Origin of the sequence: Streptomyces graminofaciens, from assembly GCF_030294945.1 — a bacterium.
Classification (GTDB): Bacteria; Actinomycetota; Actinomycetes; order Streptomycetales; family Streptomycetaceae; genus Streptomyces; species Streptomyces graminofaciens.
Window position 1 is genome coordinate 10090838 of the sequence record NZ_AP018448.1, and the last position, 16021, is coordinate 10106858.

Here is a 16021-nt window from a genome sequence, read left to right on the forward strand (position 1 = left end):
CGCGCCATGCACTCCGGGGCCGACTGGTCTCTCGGCAAGGTGTAAGAGATCAGAACATAGGGCTAAGGCAGGTAATTCAGCAATGCGACAGGTCACCCGCAAAAGTCTCATGACGGTGGCGGCCGCGTCCGGCGTCCTCGCCGCGGCCGGAGGCTACGCGCAGGCCGACTCCGCCGCACAGGGCTCCGCCGCCAACTCACCCGGCGTGCTCTCCGGCAACACGGTGCAGGCGCCGGTGGAGGCCGAGGTCAACGTCTGCGGCAACACCCTGAACGTGGTCGGGCTGCTCAATCCGGCGGCGGGCAACAAGTGTTCCAACGGCGGTGGGGGAGGCAAGCACCGCGGAGCTCCGGCCTACGGGGAAGGCTCTGGTTCCTCGCGCGGTGGCGGTGGGGGTGCCCACGCCGCCGGCCGCACCAGCGACTCTCCGGGTGTGGCTTCCGGGAACACGGTGCAGGCTCCGGTGCATGTGCCGGTCAACGCGTGTGGCAACAGTGTCAACGTGGTGGGTCTCGGCAACGGGGTCATGGGCAACGACTGCGAGAACTCGGGCAACTCGGGTGGTGGCGGTGGGGGTGCTCACGCCGGTGGTCATGCCAGTGACTCTCCGGGTGTGGCTTCCGGGAACACGGTGCAGGCTCCGGTGCATGTGCCGGTCAACGCGTGTGGCAACAGTGTCAACGTGGTGGGTCTCGGTAACGGGGTCATGGGCAACGACTGCGAGAACTCGGGCAACTCGGGTGGTGGCGGTGGGGGTGCTCACGCCGGTGGTCATGCCAGTGACTCTCCGGGTGTGGCTTCCGGGAACAGCGTGCAGGCTCCGGTGGACGTGCCGGTCAACGCGTGCGGCAACAGCGTCAGCGTCGTCGGTATCGGCAACGGGGTCGCGGGCAACGACTGCGAGAACTCGGGCGGCGGAGGGGCGCACGAGAACCCCGGCGGCGAGCAGCCGGGCAACCCGGAGCAGCCGGGCGAGCCGGGGGAACCGGGCAAGCCCGGGGAGCCCGGTCAGCCGAGTGAGCCCGGGGAACCTGGTAAGCCGGGGGAGCCCGGTCAGCCGGGCAAGCCGGGGGAGCCTGGCAAGCCCGGTGGGGAGAAGCCGAACACTCCGGGTGAGCAGACGGTCACCCAGCCCGACGTGGCGGGGGAACTCGCCCACACAGGTGGCGACCTGCCTCTCGGGCTCGCGCTCCCGATGGGCGCGGGCGCGCTGATCGGCGGCGCCCTGCTCTACCGCAAGGCGAAGGCAGCCGCTCTGTAGCCGTACCCGACGCGTGACGAACGGAGCGGGCCCCGCGACTGCCGGGCCCGCTCCGTTTCGGTCGTCCTGCTCACCACGTGGCGCGCACCTGGCGGATGATCCGTCGGCGCAGCCGCACCCTGCGGCTGCCGTCGCGCAGCAGGCTCAGTCGGTCCAACTCCCAGTGTCCGTACTCGGCATGGTCCGTCAGCAGGCGTGTGGCGTCCTTGCGGGAAACCCCGCGCGGTACGTACACGTCGACAAATTCGTATTCCGGCATCGGTATCTATTGTGCGGGCTGGGGCCCCGTACGGATAGCGTCTGCACTATGTCTGATGCTGCGCAGCCCACCGCTGTCGAGGTACGAGCCGCCGCCGAGGCGGTCAAGACCGCGCTCGATCGCCATCTCGCGGCGGTCGAGCGGAGGACGGGAGAGGACGACCCGGCCGTCTACGAGGCGTTCAACGAGCTGGCGGCGGCCGCCGAGGAGTACGACGAGCTGCTCTACGACCGTTACGACGAGGTCACCCCCTTCGAGATCCCCGGCACCGAGGACATGCCGCCGTACATCGGCCCGGAGGAACCGAACGCGCTGAGCGTGCTGATCCGCCGGGACTACGCGGTGGTCGAACCGCAGCGGCTGATGGCGCAGGCCCAGCGGGTGGAGTCCGTGGAGGGCCCCGTGGCCTCGGACGAGGCGTCGGCCACCGTGCATGGCGCGTTGGGGGTGCTGTTCGGCGAGTTCGAGCCGGACGAGATCGCCTCGCGGCACAAGGAGTTCGGCCTGGAGGAGGGCGACTCCACGCTCTGGGTGACCGCTGTGGACGAGTCCGCCGAGCCCGGCGAATGGCTGGAGTCCCCCTTCGACCAGGCGGACTCCGAACGCATCGTCTGCCGCTTCGACGTCAGCGCGGTCTTCGACGACGAGCCCGACGAGGACGACCTGGACGACGACCTCCCCCTCACCCCGGACCTGGACGACGAGGACGACCTGGAACCCCTGGACGCGGACCGCTAGGGCGTGTTTCGAAAGTCCCGTCTGCCCCGCGACGCCTGGCACGGCACCTGGCGCGGGGCGGCGAGGGACAGGCGAGACAGCCAAGACGGCGGCCACCGGGGAACCGGTGGCCGCCGTCGTCGTGCCCGGTCGCGGGGTCGTGGGGTCGCGCTGTGGCCATGCATGGCTGCGGGCAGTCGTGCCGGCAGCGGCGGCACGGGTGGGCGCAGCGGAACTCCGTCAGCGCCGGGCCGCGCGACCTCCCCGCCCCAGGCAACCCGGCCCCCAGGCCGCCCGCCCCAGGCAACCCGCGCCCGTCAATCCGTCGGCGGCGCCTGGGCCTTGAGCAGCGCAGGCAGGCGTGTGGTGCGCGCCTTGGCCGGGAGCTCGGCGACCGCGCGCGGCAGCGCCTGCTCCACGCCATGGACGACGGACAGATGCCGCTCGGCGCGACCGAACGCCGTGTAGACCCAGGGCCGGGTCAGGACCTGCGCCGCGTCACCCGGCAGCACCACCACCGCGGCAGGCCAGCGATGCCCCACCGCCTGGTGCGCGGTCAACGCCCACCCGTGCCGCACGGCCTGCTCCACCCGCTCCTTCGGTACGACCACCGGCCCGCCCGCGCACTCCAGGTGCAACCCCTCGGCGTCGGCCGTCACCACCCGCCCCGGCGCCGTACGCCCCGGCACGGGCGTGTACACGATCCGGTCCCCGGGGTCGAACCCGCCGAACCGTCCGGGCCCGGGGTTCAGCCGCTCCTTGAGCGCGGCGTTGAGCGCGCGCGTACCGGCCGCACCGCCGTGCCCCGGCGTGATCACCTGCGTCTGCTCGGCGGGAATCCCGAACGCCCGCGGCACCGAGTCGACCACGAGCTGCACGGTCCGGTGCACCGCCTCCCCGGCGTCCCGCACCGGCACGATCACGACCTCCTTGCCCGGTGCCTCGACCTGGTTCAGCTCCCCGATCCCGATGCCGGAGACCAGCTCCCCGATCGGCCCGGGATCGGGCGTACGCGAGGCGACCTGTGGACAGACCCGCGCCGCGAGCAGATCGGCGAAGACCCGGCCGGGCCCGGCGGACCACAGCATCCCGGGATCGCCGCTCAGCACGAGCCGGGCGCCGTCGGGCAGCGACTCCGCCAGCACGGCGGCGGTCTCGACGTCGAGCTGGGGCGCGTCCAGGACCACGAGCAGGTCGAGGTCGAGCGAGCCGTCCGCGTCCCGCCCGGGCCCCTCGGTACCGGACAGCAGCCCGGCGACGGTGACCACGGCGGAGTCGTCGGCCCGGGCCGCGCCGAGCAGGGACGCGACCCGCCGCGCGCCGTCCGCGCTGTGCGTCGCCGCGTACGCCCGCAGCCCGAGCCCCCGCGCGGCGGCGACCAGCGCCGCGGGTTCCGCGCGGGCCGCCTCGCCGCCGGTGTGCAATACGAGCCCGTGCCCGGCGACCGCGCGGATCAGCTCGGCGGCGGAACGCGGTGCCGCCTGCGCCGCCGACGCCCAGTCGGCCGGGTCATCTTTGGACAGGGAGTTCAGGACGCGCGCCAGGGCGTCGGCGAGGCTCTCCTCGGCGAGGGCGTACCGCTCCAGGCCGATGAGGACACGGACCGGCCGCTCCACTTCCGCTTGCTCGCCCTCGGGGGCCGTGTTGACGGGCGGGGCGTCGTCGAGCGCGTCCTGGAAGATCAGGGCCTCGCCCTCGGCGACCGTGCTCCGGACGGCCTCGTCGGGATCGGGCACCGACCGCTGGGCGAGCGCGGCGGCCAGAGGCGGGGCCTCCAGGGCCGTGTGCCCGGCGACGGCCGCCTGCTCCAGCAGCCATACGGTGACCGCCCGGCCCCGCCGCTCGTCGTCCGGCCCGCGCTCCGCGCCGAGCAGCGCCCGGGCGAACCCGTCGGCCTGCTCCGGCCGCACACCGGCGACCCGCAGCAACTGCCAGGGATCCTCCCGCAGCAGCTCGCCCGCGCCCTCGCCGAGCACGGCGGCGACCTGCGGCGCGAGAGCCTCGGGAGCACCGCCCTCGACCAGCGCCGCGCGCACGGCCTCGACGGTCCCGCCCGAGACGGCCGCCGCGGCCGGGGGTGCGACGGGCTGCGGTCGTCGCACTGGCTCCGCCTCCGGTGCGAGTCTGCGCGGCGCGGGCTCCGGCTCGCCGAAGGCGGTGGCCACGGGCTTCTGCCCGCCCTCCACCGCCCGTACGGCGGCCAGCAGGTCGGCGGCCGTCCCGCTGAGCTTGGCGCCGCTCGTGATCGGCGCCGTCCTCTCGGCCTTCCGCCGCTCGATCCGCTCCCGCTCCACCTTCTGCGCGGCCAACTCGGCGGCGGCCTCGGACACTCCGGCGGCGGCCTCGCCACCGGCCTCGGCCGTCCCGGTCGGTTCGTCCTCAGCCGCCGACTCGTCACCGGTGGCACCGGCCTCGGAAGCGCCCTCCACGCCGACCTCGACGGTCCCGTCCTCGCCGTCCGCGCTCGGCGGGCCGGCGGTCTCACCATCGCTCACGAGGGCCTCGTCCTCGGTCGTCTCCGTGGTCACGGGCTCCGTGCTCACAGCGTGCTCCAGTCGTGATCGGGATAGCGGTGCACGGGCTCCGACACGTCGTCGAGAGCCCGGCAGATCTCGTCAGGAAGACTAAGGGTCTCCACTGACAATGCCGCCGTGAGCTGCAGTGCGTTGCGCGCGCCGACGATGGGCGCGGCGACGCCCGGCCGGTCCCGCACCCACGCGAGGGCCACCTGGAGCGGCGTCACGGCAAGACCGTCCGCCGCTATCTGCACGGCGTCCACGATGCTCGTCGCCGTGTCGTCCAGGTACGGCGCGACGAACAGCGCCATGTGCTCGGAGCCGCCGCGGGAGTCCGGGGGAGTGGCGTGCCGGTACTTGCCCGTCAGCACTCCGCGGCCCAGCGGCGAGGAGGGCAGCAGACCGATCCCGAGGTCCAGGGCGGCGGGCAGCACCTCGCGTTCGATGCCGCGCTGGAGCAAGGAGTACTCCATCTGCGTACTGGCCAGCCGGGTGCGTACGCCCGGTGCCGCGAGCTGCCAGGTGGCGGCCTTCGCTAGCTGCCAGCCGCAGAAGTTGGAGACGCCCGCGTACCGGGCCCGGCCGCTGCTGACGGCCATGTCGAGCGCCTGGAGCGTCTCGTCGAGCGGGGTCTCGGGGTCGAAGGCGTGGATCTGCCACAGGTCGACGTAGTCCGTGCCGAGGCGGGCGAGGGAGGCGTCGAGCGCGGCGAGCAGATGGCCCCGCGAGCCGTCGACGCGACGGTCGGGGTCGGGGACGCTGCCCGCCTTGGTGGAGATGATCAGGTCGCGGCGGGGCACGAGCCCGTCCATCAACTGCCCCAGCAGATATTCGGCCTCGCCGTCCCCGTACACGTCCGCCGTGTCCACGAGGGTGCCGCCGACCTCCCAGAACAGCTTCAACATGTCCGCGGCGTCATGCTGGTCCGTGTCGCGGCCCCACGTCAGGGTGCCGAGCCCGATCCGGGACACACGCAGGCCGGTACGGCCGAGATGCCTCTGCTCCATGGACGCCGAGATTACTTGCCGCAGTTCACCACGTGGGCGCCTGTGGACAACCGATTTCTCTGCGCGAGCAACCACGACGAACCCGCACCCGCCAAGGAAGCCCACGCCCCGAGCCCATAGGCGCAGCGGGGGCGAGGGACTCACCGGTAATGTCGACCGCACAAGGGACGTTACTGATGGGTAAGGGGAAGGCCATGCAGCTCGGGATCAACCTCGGCTACTGGGGTGCCGGAATGGACGCGGACAATCTCGCCGTCGCCCAGGAGGCCGACCGGCTCGGATACGCGGTCTGCTGGGCCGCCGAGGCCTACGGCTCGGACGCGGCCACCGTACTCACCTGGGTCGCCGCACAGACCGAACGCATCGACGTCGGCTCGGCGATCTTCCAGATCCCGGCCCGCCAGCCGGCGATGACCGCGATGACCGCCGCGACCCTGGACTCGCTCTCCGGCGGCCGCTTCCGCCTCGGCCTCGGCGTCTCCGGCCCGCAGGTCTCCGAGGGCTGGTACGGCGTCAAGTTCGACAAGCCCCTCGCCCGCACCCGCGAGTACGTCGAGATCATCCGCAAGGCGATGACCCGCGAGCGCCTGTCGTACGAGGGCGAGCACTGGACCCTGCCGCTGCCCGACGGCCCGGGCAAGCCGCTCAAGCTCACCGTGCACCCGGAGCGCGAGCACATCCCGCTCTACATCGCCGCCATCGGCCCGAAGAACCTCGAGCAGACCGGTGAGATCGCCGACGGCGCGCTCCTGATCTTCCCCTCGGCCGCCCATCTCGAGGACACCGCCGTCCAGTACCTGCGCGCGGGCCGCGAGAAGGCCGGGAAGACGCTCGACGGGTTCGACATCTGCCCGACGCTGCCGCTCGCCGTCGGCGACGACAAGGACGTGGCGACCCTCGCCGACACCTTCCGCCCGTACACAGCGCTGTACGTCGGCGGCATGGGCAGCCGCAAGCAGAACTTCTACAACCAGCTCGCGCAGCGCATGGGCTACGAGAAGGAGGCCGCCGAGATCCAGGACAAGTACCTGGCGGGCGACAAGGCCGGCGCCGCGGCCGCCATCCCGCACGACCTGATCGACCAGACCACCCTGCTCGGCTCCGTGGAGCGCATCGCCGACCGCATGAAGGCCTATGCCGCGGCCGGGGTCACCACGCTCACGCTGGCCCCCGCGGGCTTCACCCTGGAGGAGCGGGTCGCCTCGCTGCGGGCGGGTTCGGAGGCTCTGGAGCTGGCCGGGCTCGCGTAACGGAAGTCCGGCACGCCAAGCGATCCGGAAAGTGACCCGGAAGGCGATCCGGGAAAGTTCTACGGCCGTGGTGGGGGCTCGGGGGTCTTCCCCGCCACGGCCGTCACGGGGGACAACGCGGCACCGCCCCGGTCGGTTACGCCTGCTCGCATACGTGCGTTCTACGCCCCGCCGTACGCCGTTTGGCGGATTTGTCCGACACAGCTGTTGCCTGGCTCCTGGTACCCCATTTGACTCGTTTTCTGCGGGAACCCTGCAGAGAGGTGCCTCAGATGCTTTCGGCCAAGAGTCTGTTCCAGGAAATCATCGACAACGACGAGTCGTTCCGGCTGTTCTGTTCCATCGCCGCCAGCGGCGAGTCGCAGGGTGGCTGGGAGAACGCGCGCATCGCCGCGCTGGTCCCGGCGAGCGAACGCGAACTCGCACCCAAGATCACCCGCCACGGCGCCGACGAGGACAAACACGGGCGGATCTTCAACGCCCTGATGAAGAAGCGCGGACTCCAGCCCGTCGAGGTCCCGTCCGAGACCGACTACACGATGCTCCTGGAGCGCCGGGGCATCGGCCTCGCGCACGAGCAGCTCAAGGCCGACCAGGCGCTCACGGAGCGGGACATCATCGTCTACCTGTCCCACAGCCGGGTCACGGAACAGCGTGCCGCCGACCAGATGGTGATGCTCCGCACCTACTTCGCGGGCCACCCGGAGATCGGCAAGGCCGTACGGATGATCTCCGACGACGAGGACAACCACCTCGCGTACACCCACGAGGAACTGCTGCGCTTCGCGGCCGCCGGGCACGGCCGCCTCATCCAGCGGACCCTGCGGGAGTGCGCGCTGGCCGAGATCCGCGTCCACCGCGACGTCAGCCTCGCCGTGATGGACCACATGGGGCGCATCCTCGGCTGGCCGAGGGCCAAGGCGGCGGTGCTCGCCGCGGGAATCCACGCCGTGTACGCCTACGAGCGGGCCCTCGGCTGGCGGCGCATGGTCTCGCTGAGGATGCCGGAACGCCGCGACGCGCTCGGCGGCCCGGCGACCGCGGCACCCGAGTTCGCCTGAGGCCCCGAAGCACCGTCGAAGCGCTACGGCACGCGCGTGTGGAGCACGAAGACCGAAATCGTCGCCCACGCGCGCGTACCGGCGTCCCTACATCCAGCCCCGCCGCTTGAAGAGCCGGTACAGCAGCACCTCGGACGCGGCCAGCAGGACGATCAGCGCCGGGTACGACCACCACCAGTGCAGTTCCGGGATGTGGTCGAAGTTCATGCCGTAGACGCCGGCGACCATCGTGGGCAGGGCCGCCATGGCCGCCCACGCGGAGATCTTCCGCATGTCGTCGTTCTGGCGGACGCTCATCTGAGCGAGATGGGCCGAGAGGACATCGGAGACCAGCCGGTCCAGACCGTCCACGGACTCGTTCACGCGCGTGAGGTGGTCGCTCACGTCACGGAAGAAGGGCTGTGCCTCGTCGTGGACGAAGGGGACACGCGCGCCGGCCGTGCCCGTTCCCGTGCCGGCGAGTCGGGACAGTGGTTGTGCCAGCGGGCCCGTGGCCCGGCGGAACTCCAGGATCTGCCGCTTGAAGTCGTAGATGCGGGACGCCGTCGGCCGTGAGCCGCCACCGGTCGGCGAGAAGACCTGGGCCTCCAGTTCCTCCAGATCGGTGCCCAGCTCGCCGGCCACGTCCACGTAGTGGTCGACGACGGCGTCGGCGATCGCGTACAGCACGGCCGTGGGCCCGTGCCGGAGCATCTCCGGCTCGTGCTCCAGACGGCGTCGTACGGCGCTCAGGGGTGCCTCCTCGCCGTGCCGGACGGTCACCACGAACGAGTCGCCGATGAAGACCATGACCTCACCGGAGTGGACGGCGTCGCTCTTCGCCTCGTAGCCCACGGGCTTGAGGACCACGAACAGTGAGTCGTCGTAGACCTCCAGTTTGGGGCGCTGATGCGCGTTCAGGGCGTCCTCGACGGCCAGGGGGTGCAGCCCGAACTCCTGCGTGACCAGGTCGAACTCGCTCTCCGTGGGCTCGTACAGCCCGATCCAGACGAACGCGTCGCGTTCCGGACGGCACAGCGTCAGCGCGTCGGACAAGTCCTCGGGCCCCTCCGTCCGGCGCCCGTCCCGGTAGATGGCGCAGTCGACGATCACGGAGCGTGTCCCCCCGCCGCCCGGCCCCGGGCGCACACCGCGCAGCCCCTACGCTGGGCGCCATGCCCACGCTGATCCTCGTCCGGCACGGACGTTCCACCGCCAACACCGATGGAGTGCTCGCCGGGTGGACCCCCGGCGTCGCCCTCGACGACCATGGGGCCGCACAGGCCGCCGCGCTTCCCGGGCGCCTCGCCGGGCTGCCGATCTCCGAGGTCGTCACCAGCCCGTTGCAGCGCTGCCAGGAGACGATCCGCCCGCTCCTCGACGCCCGCCCCGAACTGAGCCCGCACACCGACGAGCGCATAGGCGAGTGCGACTACGGCGACTGGTCCGGCCGCAAGCTCGCCGAGCTGAAGGACGAGCCGCTGATGGAGGTCGTACAGGCGCATCCGTCGGCCGCGCGGTTCCCCGGCGGGGAGTCCATGCGCGCCATGCAGACGCGGGCCGCCGAGGCCGTACGGGAGTGGAACGCGCGCGTGGAGGCCGATCACGGGGCCGACGCGGTGTATGTGATGTGCTCGCACGGCGACATCATCAAGTCGCTCGTCGCGGACGCTCTCGGACTTCATCTCGACCTCTTCCAGCGGATCGCCGTAGAACCGTGTTCCATCACCGCGATCCGTTACACCCGTCTCAGGCCTTTTCTCGTTCGTCTCGGCGACACCGGGGATTTCTCCTCCCTTGTCCCGCGCGAACAACCCTCGGACGGCGACGCGACCGTGGGCGGCGGTACGGGAGCACCGTGATCGTCAACCGCAGTAGGGTGAAGCGGTCGCAACGGCGCTGAACGAGTCAGCAGCCGAGCGCCGGACCCGGCGTCGATACCGAACATCGGTGCCCACCGTCGATACCCAACGTCGATTCCAATGGAGACAGGACGTGTCCCGTCAGGTGTTCCTCTACGACCCTCCGGACCGCTTCGTGGCCGGTACGGTCGGGCTGCCCGGGCGCCGGACCTTCTTCCTGCAGGCCACCTCGGGCCAGCGCGTCACCAGTGTGTCCCTGGAGAAGACCCAGGTCGCCGCGCTCGCCGAGCGCATGGACGAACTGCTGGACGAGGTCGTACGGCGCAGCGGCGGGAGTGCCGCCGTGCCGGCCGTCGCGCCCACGGAGATCTCCGACACCGCGCCCCTCGACACACCCATCGAGGAGGAGTTCCGGGTCGGCACGATGGCGCTGGCCTGGGACGGCGACGAACAGCGCATGATCGTCGAGGCACAGGCGCTGGTCGAGCTGGACGCCGACTCGGAGGAGGACCTCGCCGAGGCGGAGGAACGGATGCTCCAGGACGAGGAGAACGGCCCGCCGATGCTCCGCGTCCGGCTCACCGGCACGCAGGCCCGTGCCTTCGCCAAGCGCGCCCTCGACGTCGTCAACGCGGGGCGGCCGCCGTGCCCCCTGTGCAGCCTGCCGCTCGATCCGGAGGGACACGTATGTCCGCGTCAGAACGGATACCGCCGGGGGGCGTGACGGTGACGGAGTCGCTGTTGCTCGCCGAACTGCTCGTCGAGGGTGAGCTGACCGTGCGCGGACAGGTGCGGGAGGCGTCCAACGCGGTGCTGTACTGCACGGTCTCGTACGAGGGGCGGGAGGCCGCCTGTGTCTACAAGCCCGTCGCCGGGGAGCGCCCTCTGTGGGACTTCCCCGACGGGACGCTCGCGCAGCGGGAGGTCGCCGCGTACGAGGTGTCCGAGGCGACGGGGTGGGGGCTGGTGCCGCCGACCGTGCTGCGGGACGGGCCGTACGGGGAGGGTATGTGCCAGCTGTGGATCGAGGGGCAGCCGGGGTCCGAGCTGCTGGCTCTCGTCGACGGCGACGAGCCGGGGGAGGGCTGGAAGGCGGTCGGGTTCGCCGAGGTGGGCGAAGGGAAGACCGCGCTGCTCGTGCACGCCGACGACGAGCGGTTGCGGCGGCTGGCCGTGCTCGACGCGGTGATCAACAACGCCGATCGGAAGGGCGGGCATCTGCTGCCGGCCGTCGAGGGGCGGTTGTACGGCATCGACCACGGGGTCACCTTCAACGTCGACAACAAGCTGCGGACGTTGTTGTGGGGGTGGGCGGGGGAGCCGCTCACGGAGGAGTCCGTCCGGGTGCTCGGCTCTCTGCGGGATTCGCTGGAGGCGGGCGGGGCGTTGGCGGTACGGCTGGCCGAGCTGATCACTCCGGCCGAGGTGGACGCCACGCGGGCCAGGGTGACCGGGTTGCTGAAGGCGGGCACGCATCCGGAGCCGAGCGGGGAGTGGCCGGCGATTCCCTGGCCGCCGGTGTGAGGGCACCCCGGGCTGGGGCCCCGCGGGGCTGGGGCCGGGCGGGGCTGCACCCCGTAAGGGGCGCGGGGAACCGCGCGACCAGCCGCAGCTGAACCGCGGTCGGCCCCCCACCCGTACTCCCGAGCTGTCAGGCGCCCCATGCACCGTCGGAGGCGCATCGCAAGACCGCCTTCTCGGCCATTGGGGCGGTCCGGTTCGTATACGGAACTTGTGTCCGGTTAGGCTCATGACATGCATGCCTGGCCCGCTTCCGAGGTCCCCGCCCTGCCTGGTCAGGGCCGCGACCTGAGGATCCACGACACCGCGACCGGCGGTCCGGTCACCCTCGACCCCGGTCCCGTCGCCCGTCTCTACGTCTGCGGCATAACCCCGTACGACGCGACCCACATGGGTCACGCGGCGACCTACAACGCGTTCGACCTCGTGCAGCGCGTGTGGCTCGACACCAAGCGGCAGGTTCACTACGTCCAGAACGTGACGGACGTCGACGATCCGCTGCTGGAGCGGGCGGAGCGCGACGGCGTCGACTGGGTGGCCCTCGCCGAGAAGGAGACCACCCTCTTCCGCGAGGACATGACCGCCCTGCGGATGCTGCCCCCGAAGCACTACATCGGCGCGGTCGAGGCCATCCCCGGCATCGTCCCGCTCGTCGAACGGCTGCGCGACGCCGGTGCCGCGTACGAGCTCGACGGGGACATCTACTTCTCCGTCGAGGCCGATCCCCACTTCGGCAAGGTGTCCAACCTGGATGCCGCCGCGATGCGTTTGCTCTCCGCCGAGCGCGGCGGGGATCCGGACCGGGTCGGCAAGAAGAACCCGCTCGATCCGATGCTGTGGATGGCCGCCCGCGAGGGTGAGCCCAGTTGGGACGGCGGCTCGCTCGGGCGTGGTCGGCCCGGATGGCACATCGAGTGTGTCGCCATCGCCCTGGACCACCTGGGGATGGGCTTCGACGTGCAGGGCGGTGGCTCCGACCTCGCCTTCCCGCACCACGAGATGGGCGCCTCGCACGCCCAGGTGCTGACCGGCGAGTTCCCCATGGCCAAGGCGTACGTCCACGCCGGCATGGTCGCGCTCGACGGCGAGAAGATGTCGAAGTCCAAGGGCAACCTGGTCTTCGTCTCGCAGTTGCGCCGCGACGGGGTCGACCCGGCCGCCATACGGCTCGCACTGCTCTCCCACCACTACCGCGCCGACTGGGAGTGGACCGACCAGGTGCTGGCCGACGCCGTCGCCCGGCTCGACCGGTGGCGTGCCGCCGTCTCCCGGCCGGACGGCCCGCCCGCCGAGGCACTGGTCGAGGAGATCCGTGAGGCGCTCTCCGACGACCTGGACGCCCCCACCGCACTCGCCGCCGTCGACCGCTGGGCCGCGCTCCAGCAGGAGCGGGGCGGTACGGACGAGGGCGCGCCCGGTGTCGTCTCACGTGCCGTGGACGCCCTCCTCGGTGTGGCGCTCTAACAGCCGCGGCTCCGACCCGGTGCAGTAACGACTCTGCACAGGAGCCCCAAGGGGCACACGAGGTGACAGATGGGGCGCCTTCTCCTGACGGAGGAGGCGCCCCTTCGTCTTGCGGGCGTCACCGGCCGGGTGTGTGACGCGCGACGGTTCGTCAGCCCGTGATCACCAGGGCCACGGTCGCGTCGTCGGAGAACCACGCGCGGACCTCGGGGCGCCCTCCCGCTGCGGCGAAGGCGGTGTGGACCGCGTGGCGGAGCCCGGGGGACGGGTTGTCGAGGTCGCGCCAGCCGCCGGCCACGAACAGGCGGAGCCGCTGCGGGAGTCCACGGGGGGGTGAGCCGGAGGTGGAGGTCCTGGGTGCGGTCGGTGGCGCCGCGCACTGGGTGCAAGAGCGTGAGGTCGTGGACGTCGTCGTCGCCGCTAGCGAGGCCGCCCGGACTCGTTCCTCGCTGCCGAACAGCGGCTCCAGGGTGAGTTGTTCGCCGCCGAGGAACAGTTCAGCGCCGACAGGTCCGCGCCCGCCGCCGAGTGGACGCCGTCGGACCCGGCACGCAGCCGGGCCGTGGCGTGGGCTACGACGATCAGCTCCTGCTCGGCTCCTCGGTAGGTGAATCCTGTTCCGCACATCGGGGCACGACCCAAGGGTGCGATCCACCCTGAAGCCCATGTCACGTCACAATCCGGCCAGGAGCTGTCGCGGTACTGTCAAAGCCCTGTTCATCGACTGTCGTGGGGCTGCGGAGGCGGTCGGCGTGTGATGGGGTGTCAGAGTCAGTTGCATCCTGGGCCGGCCGGGGTCGTCTGCGTCTGCCGGTCTCCTCCCATCGGAAGGACGAACAGTGGCACCCCCGCATCCGGAGTCCTCCTCCGCACGTCACGACTCGCTCTCCTTACCTCACCCCAATCGGAGAAGACTGCTCACGACAGGAGCCGCCGCCGTGGGCGCGCTGCTCGTGGGGTCGTCCGCCGAGGCCTCCACCGCGACTTCGGCAGCCGCCTCGGTGGCCGAGAAGACCTGGCCCGACCTGATCCCGCTCCCGGGCGGCTTCCGCCCCGAGGGCATAACCATCGGCGGCGGCCCGTACGCCTACCTGGGCTCTCTCGGCGACGGCTCGATCTACCGCGCCGACCTGCGCACGGGCGAGGGCGGCATCATCTCAGCGGGCCCCGGTACGCCCTCCGTCGGGCTCAAACTCGACGGACGGGGGCGGTTGTTCGTCGCCGGACGCACGGGCGCCCGCGTGGTGGACGCCCGCACCGGTCGGATACTCGCCTCGTACGTGCTCACGGCCAGGACGCCGACCTTCGCCAACGACGTCTTCCTCACCCCGCGCGCCGCCTGGTTCACCGACTCGTTCCAGCCGGCGCTCTACGCCCTGCCGCTGGGCCGGCGCGGTCAACTGCCGGACGCCGACGAGGTCGTGACGCTCACGCTGAGCGGTGACTGGACCCAGACGCCCGGCGAGGTCGTCAACGCCAACGGCATCACACGCACCCCGGACGGCAAGGCGCTCCTCGTCGTGCAGTCGGGCGTCGGCGGCCTCCACCGAGTCGACCCGAGGACGGGGGTGACCCGGCTCGTCGACCTCGGCGACGCGGGACCCCTCACCAACGGCGACGGTCTGCTGCTCCTCGGACGGCGCCTGTACGTCGTGCAGAACCGCCAGAACGCGATCGACGTGTTCAAGCTCGCCGAGAACGGCAGCAGCGGCGTTTTCGAGGGCCGCCTCACGGACTCCGACTTCGACGTCCCGACGACCGTGGCCGCGTACGGGAACCGCCTGTACCTGCCCAACGCGAGGTTCACGACCACCCCGACGCCTGACACGACGTACGCGGTTGTGGCTGTGGAGCGCTGACGCGACGTACGCGGTTGTGGCTGTGGAGCGCTGACGCTAGGGGGCTGCTCGGAGACGCCCTGTAGACGCCGGTCCAATCCCCGCGCCCTGTTTCAGGGGCGCGGGGCTGTGCCCGACATGCGGCTCCGGCGCGTGGGCGCGATCAACCGCATCGAACCTGCGGTGACCCTCAGTCCTCCGATGAATCTTCTTCATCAACCTCAGGCTTGGGCGGCTTGGGAGGTCGGGCACGGCCACTGGGGTTGTCCTTCGGATTCCACATGCCGGACGCCGTGTCACCCCCGTCGGCCGTGGCGTGCCCCCCGGCCTGACCGGCGGGGCCTCCGTCCCGCCGCCGCAGGTACCGCTCGAACTCGCGGGCGATCGCCTCGCCCGACGCCTCCGGCAGCTCGGCCGTGTCCCGGGCCTCCTCCAGCGTCTGGACGTACTCGGCGACCTCGCTGTCCTCCGCCGCCAGCTGATCCACTCCGACCTGCCAGGCGCGCGCGTCCTCGGGCAGCTCGCCCAGCGGGATGCGGACGTCGATCAGGTCCTCCAGGCGGTTCAGGAGGGCCAGTGTGGCCTTCGGATTGGGCGGCTGCGAGACGTAGTGCGGCACGGCGGCCCACAGCGACACCGCAGGGACGCCCGCGTGCGTGCACGCCTCCTGGAGGATGCCGACGATGCCCGTGGGGCCCTCGTACTTGGTCTCCTCCAGATCCATCCGCTGGGCCAGGTCCGGGTCCGACGTGACTCCGCTGACCGGGACCGGACGCGTGTGCGGGGTGTCCCCGAGCAGGGCACCCAGGATGACCACCAGCTCCACGCCCAGCTCATGGGCGAAGCCCAGCAGCTCGTTGCAGAACGAGCGCCATCGCATCGACGGTTCGATGCCCCGGACGAGTACGAGATCGCGGGGCTTGTCGCCGCCGACCCTGACCACCGACAACCTTGTCGTCGGCCAGGTGATCTTCCGTACGCCGCCGTCCAGCCACACGGTGGGGCGGTTCACCTGGAAGTCGTAGTAGTCCTCGGCGTCCAGCGCCGCGAAGACCTCGCCCTTCCATTCCCTGTCCAGATGCGCGACCGCGGTGGAGGCGGCGTCGCCGGCGTCGTTCCAGCCCTCGAACGCGGCCACCATGACCGGGTCGATCAGCTCGGGAACCCCCTCGAGCTCGATCACCCAGTGCCTCCTTCCGACGTGCCCTCCAGTACGCCTCAACCTTACGGCGTGCCAAGGGGGCATCCGCAGCCCCCTTGCACGGGGGAGTGAACGGATCACTGCC

16 protein-coding genes are annotated in these 16021 nt (G+C 71.5%); 9 read left to right on the forward strand and 7 right to left on the reverse strand.

The window, feature by feature from the left end; translation table 11 throughout:
* Nucleotides 1-82 precede the first annotated feature (82 nt).
* Nucleotides 83-1261, forward strand: a complete 1179-nt coding sequence (locus SGFS_RS44435) for a chaplin family protein (protein WP_286258148.1) — start codon at nucleotides 83-85, stop codon at nucleotides 1259-1261.
* A 70-nt stretch (nucleotides 1262-1331) separates the two neighbouring features.
* On the opposite strand, the gene SGFS_RS44440 is transcribed toward SGFS_RS44435, so the two are convergent.
* A complete protein-coding gene (locus SGFS_RS44440; RefSeq protein WP_005485166.1) occupies nucleotides 1332-1520 on the reverse strand; it encodes a DUF5703 family protein in 189 nt (62 codons plus the stop codon).
* A 48-nt stretch (nucleotides 1521-1568) separates the two neighbouring features.
* On the opposite strand from SGFS_RS44440, the gene SGFS_RS44445 reads away from it, so the two are divergent.
* A complete protein-coding gene (locus tag SGFS_RS44445) occupies nucleotides 1569-2258 on the forward strand; it encodes a hypothetical protein (RefSeq protein ID WP_286258150.1) in 690 nt (229 codons plus the stop codon).
* Between the two features lie 296 nt (nucleotides 2259-2554).
* Here SGFS_RS44445 and SGFS_RS44450 read toward each other — a convergent pair whose 3' ends face one another.
* Nucleotides 2555-4780 (reverse strand): helix-hairpin-helix domain-containing protein, encoded by a 2226-nt coding sequence (locus SGFS_RS44450; RefSeq protein ID WP_286258152.1) that lies wholly within the window; start codon nucleotides 4778-4780, stop codon nucleotides 2555-2557.
* Nucleotides 4777-5760 carry an aldo/keto reductase gene (locus tag SGFS_RS44455; protein WP_286258153.1) on the reverse strand — a complete coding sequence of 328 codons (984 nt, stop codon included), beginning with the start codon at nucleotides 5758-5760 and terminating at the stop codon, nucleotides 4777-4779. The genes SGFS_RS44450 and SGFS_RS44455 overlap by 4 nt, the downstream gene beginning before the upstream one ends.
* A gap of 194 nt (nucleotides 5761-5954) precedes the next feature.
* Here SGFS_RS44455 and SGFS_RS44460 point away from each other — a divergent pair, with 194 nt between their 5' ends.
* Nucleotides 5955-7010, forward strand: coding sequence for an LLM class F420-dependent oxidoreductase (locus tag SGFS_RS44460; RefSeq protein WP_286260366.1), 1056 nt, complete (start codon nucleotides 5955-5957; stop codon nucleotides 7008-7010).
* 272 nt (nucleotides 7011-7282) lie between these two features.
* A complete protein-coding gene (locus tag SGFS_RS44465) occupies nucleotides 7283-8071 on the forward strand; it encodes a VOC family protein (protein WP_286258154.1) in 789 nt (262 codons plus the stop codon).
* Between the two features lie 87 nt (nucleotides 8072-8158).
* Here SGFS_RS44465 and SGFS_RS44470 read toward each other — a convergent pair whose 3' ends face one another.
* Nucleotides 8159-9163, reverse strand: coding sequence for a magnesium and cobalt transport protein CorA (locus SGFS_RS44470; protein WP_286258155.1), 1005 nt, complete (start codon nucleotides 9161-9163; stop codon nucleotides 8159-8161).
* A 62-nt stretch (nucleotides 9164-9225) separates the two neighbouring features.
* Between SGFS_RS44470 and SGFS_RS44475 the strand changes: the two genes are divergently transcribed.
* The 4 genes from SGFS_RS44475 (at nucleotide 9226) to mshC (ending at nucleotide 12897) form a co-directional block, all read left to right on the forward strand.
* Complete coding sequence (locus tag SGFS_RS44475; RefSeq protein WP_286258156.1) at nucleotides 9226-9912, forward strand: histidine phosphatase family protein; 687 nt, start codon at nucleotides 9226-9228, stop codon at nucleotides 9910-9912.
* A gap of 133 nt (nucleotides 9913-10045) precedes the next feature.
* Nucleotides 10046-10636: a DUF3090 domain-containing protein gene (locus SGFS_RS44480; protein ID WP_286258157.1), complete on the forward strand. Its 591-nt coding sequence runs from the start codon at nucleotides 10046-10048 to the stop codon at nucleotides 10634-10636.
* Nucleotides 10600-11436 (forward strand): SCO1664 family protein, encoded by an 837-nt coding sequence (locus SGFS_RS44485; RefSeq protein ID WP_286258158.1) that lies wholly within the window; start codon nucleotides 10600-10602, stop codon nucleotides 11434-11436. The genes SGFS_RS44480 and SGFS_RS44485 overlap by 37 nt, the downstream gene beginning before the upstream one ends.
* A 231-nt stretch (nucleotides 11437-11667) precedes the next feature.
* The gene (gene mshC, locus SGFS_RS44490) at nucleotides 11668-12897 is read left to right on the forward strand and encodes a cysteine--1-D-myo-inosityl 2-amino-2-deoxy-alpha-D-glucopyranoside ligase (RefSeq protein ID WP_286258159.1); all 1230 of its coding nucleotides are present in this window, start codon (nucleotides 11668-11670) and stop codon (nucleotides 12895-12897) included.
* A 151-nt stretch (nucleotides 12898-13048) separates the two neighbouring features.
* Here mshC and SGFS_RS44495 read toward each other — a convergent pair whose 3' ends face one another.
* Entirely contained in the window at nucleotides 13049-13195 is a 147-nt protein-coding gene (locus tag SGFS_RS44495; protein ID WP_286258160.1) for a hypothetical protein, read from the reverse strand.
* Nucleotides 13196-13317: 122 nt separating this feature from the next.
* Nucleotides 13318-13524 carry a hypothetical protein gene (locus tag SGFS_RS44500; RefSeq protein ID WP_286258161.1) on the reverse strand — a complete coding sequence of 69 codons (207 nt, stop codon included), beginning with the start codon at nucleotides 13522-13524 and terminating at the stop codon, nucleotides 13318-13320.
* Between the two features lie 212 nt (nucleotides 13525-13736).
* On the opposite strand from SGFS_RS44500, the gene SGFS_RS44505 reads away from it, so the two are divergent.
* On the forward strand, nucleotides 13737-14756 hold the full coding sequence (locus SGFS_RS44505) for an SMP-30/gluconolactonase/LRE family protein (protein ID WP_286258164.1): 1020 nt from the start codon (nucleotides 13737-13739) through the stop codon (nucleotides 14754-14756).
* Between the two features lie 169 nt (nucleotides 14757-14925).
* On the opposite strand, the gene SGFS_RS44510 is transcribed toward SGFS_RS44505, so the two are convergent.
* Nucleotides 14926-15918, reverse strand: a complete 993-nt coding sequence (locus tag SGFS_RS44510) for a PAC2 family protein (protein WP_286258165.1) — start codon at nucleotides 15916-15918, stop codon at nucleotides 14926-14928.
* Nucleotides 15919-16021 lie beyond the last annotated feature (103 nt).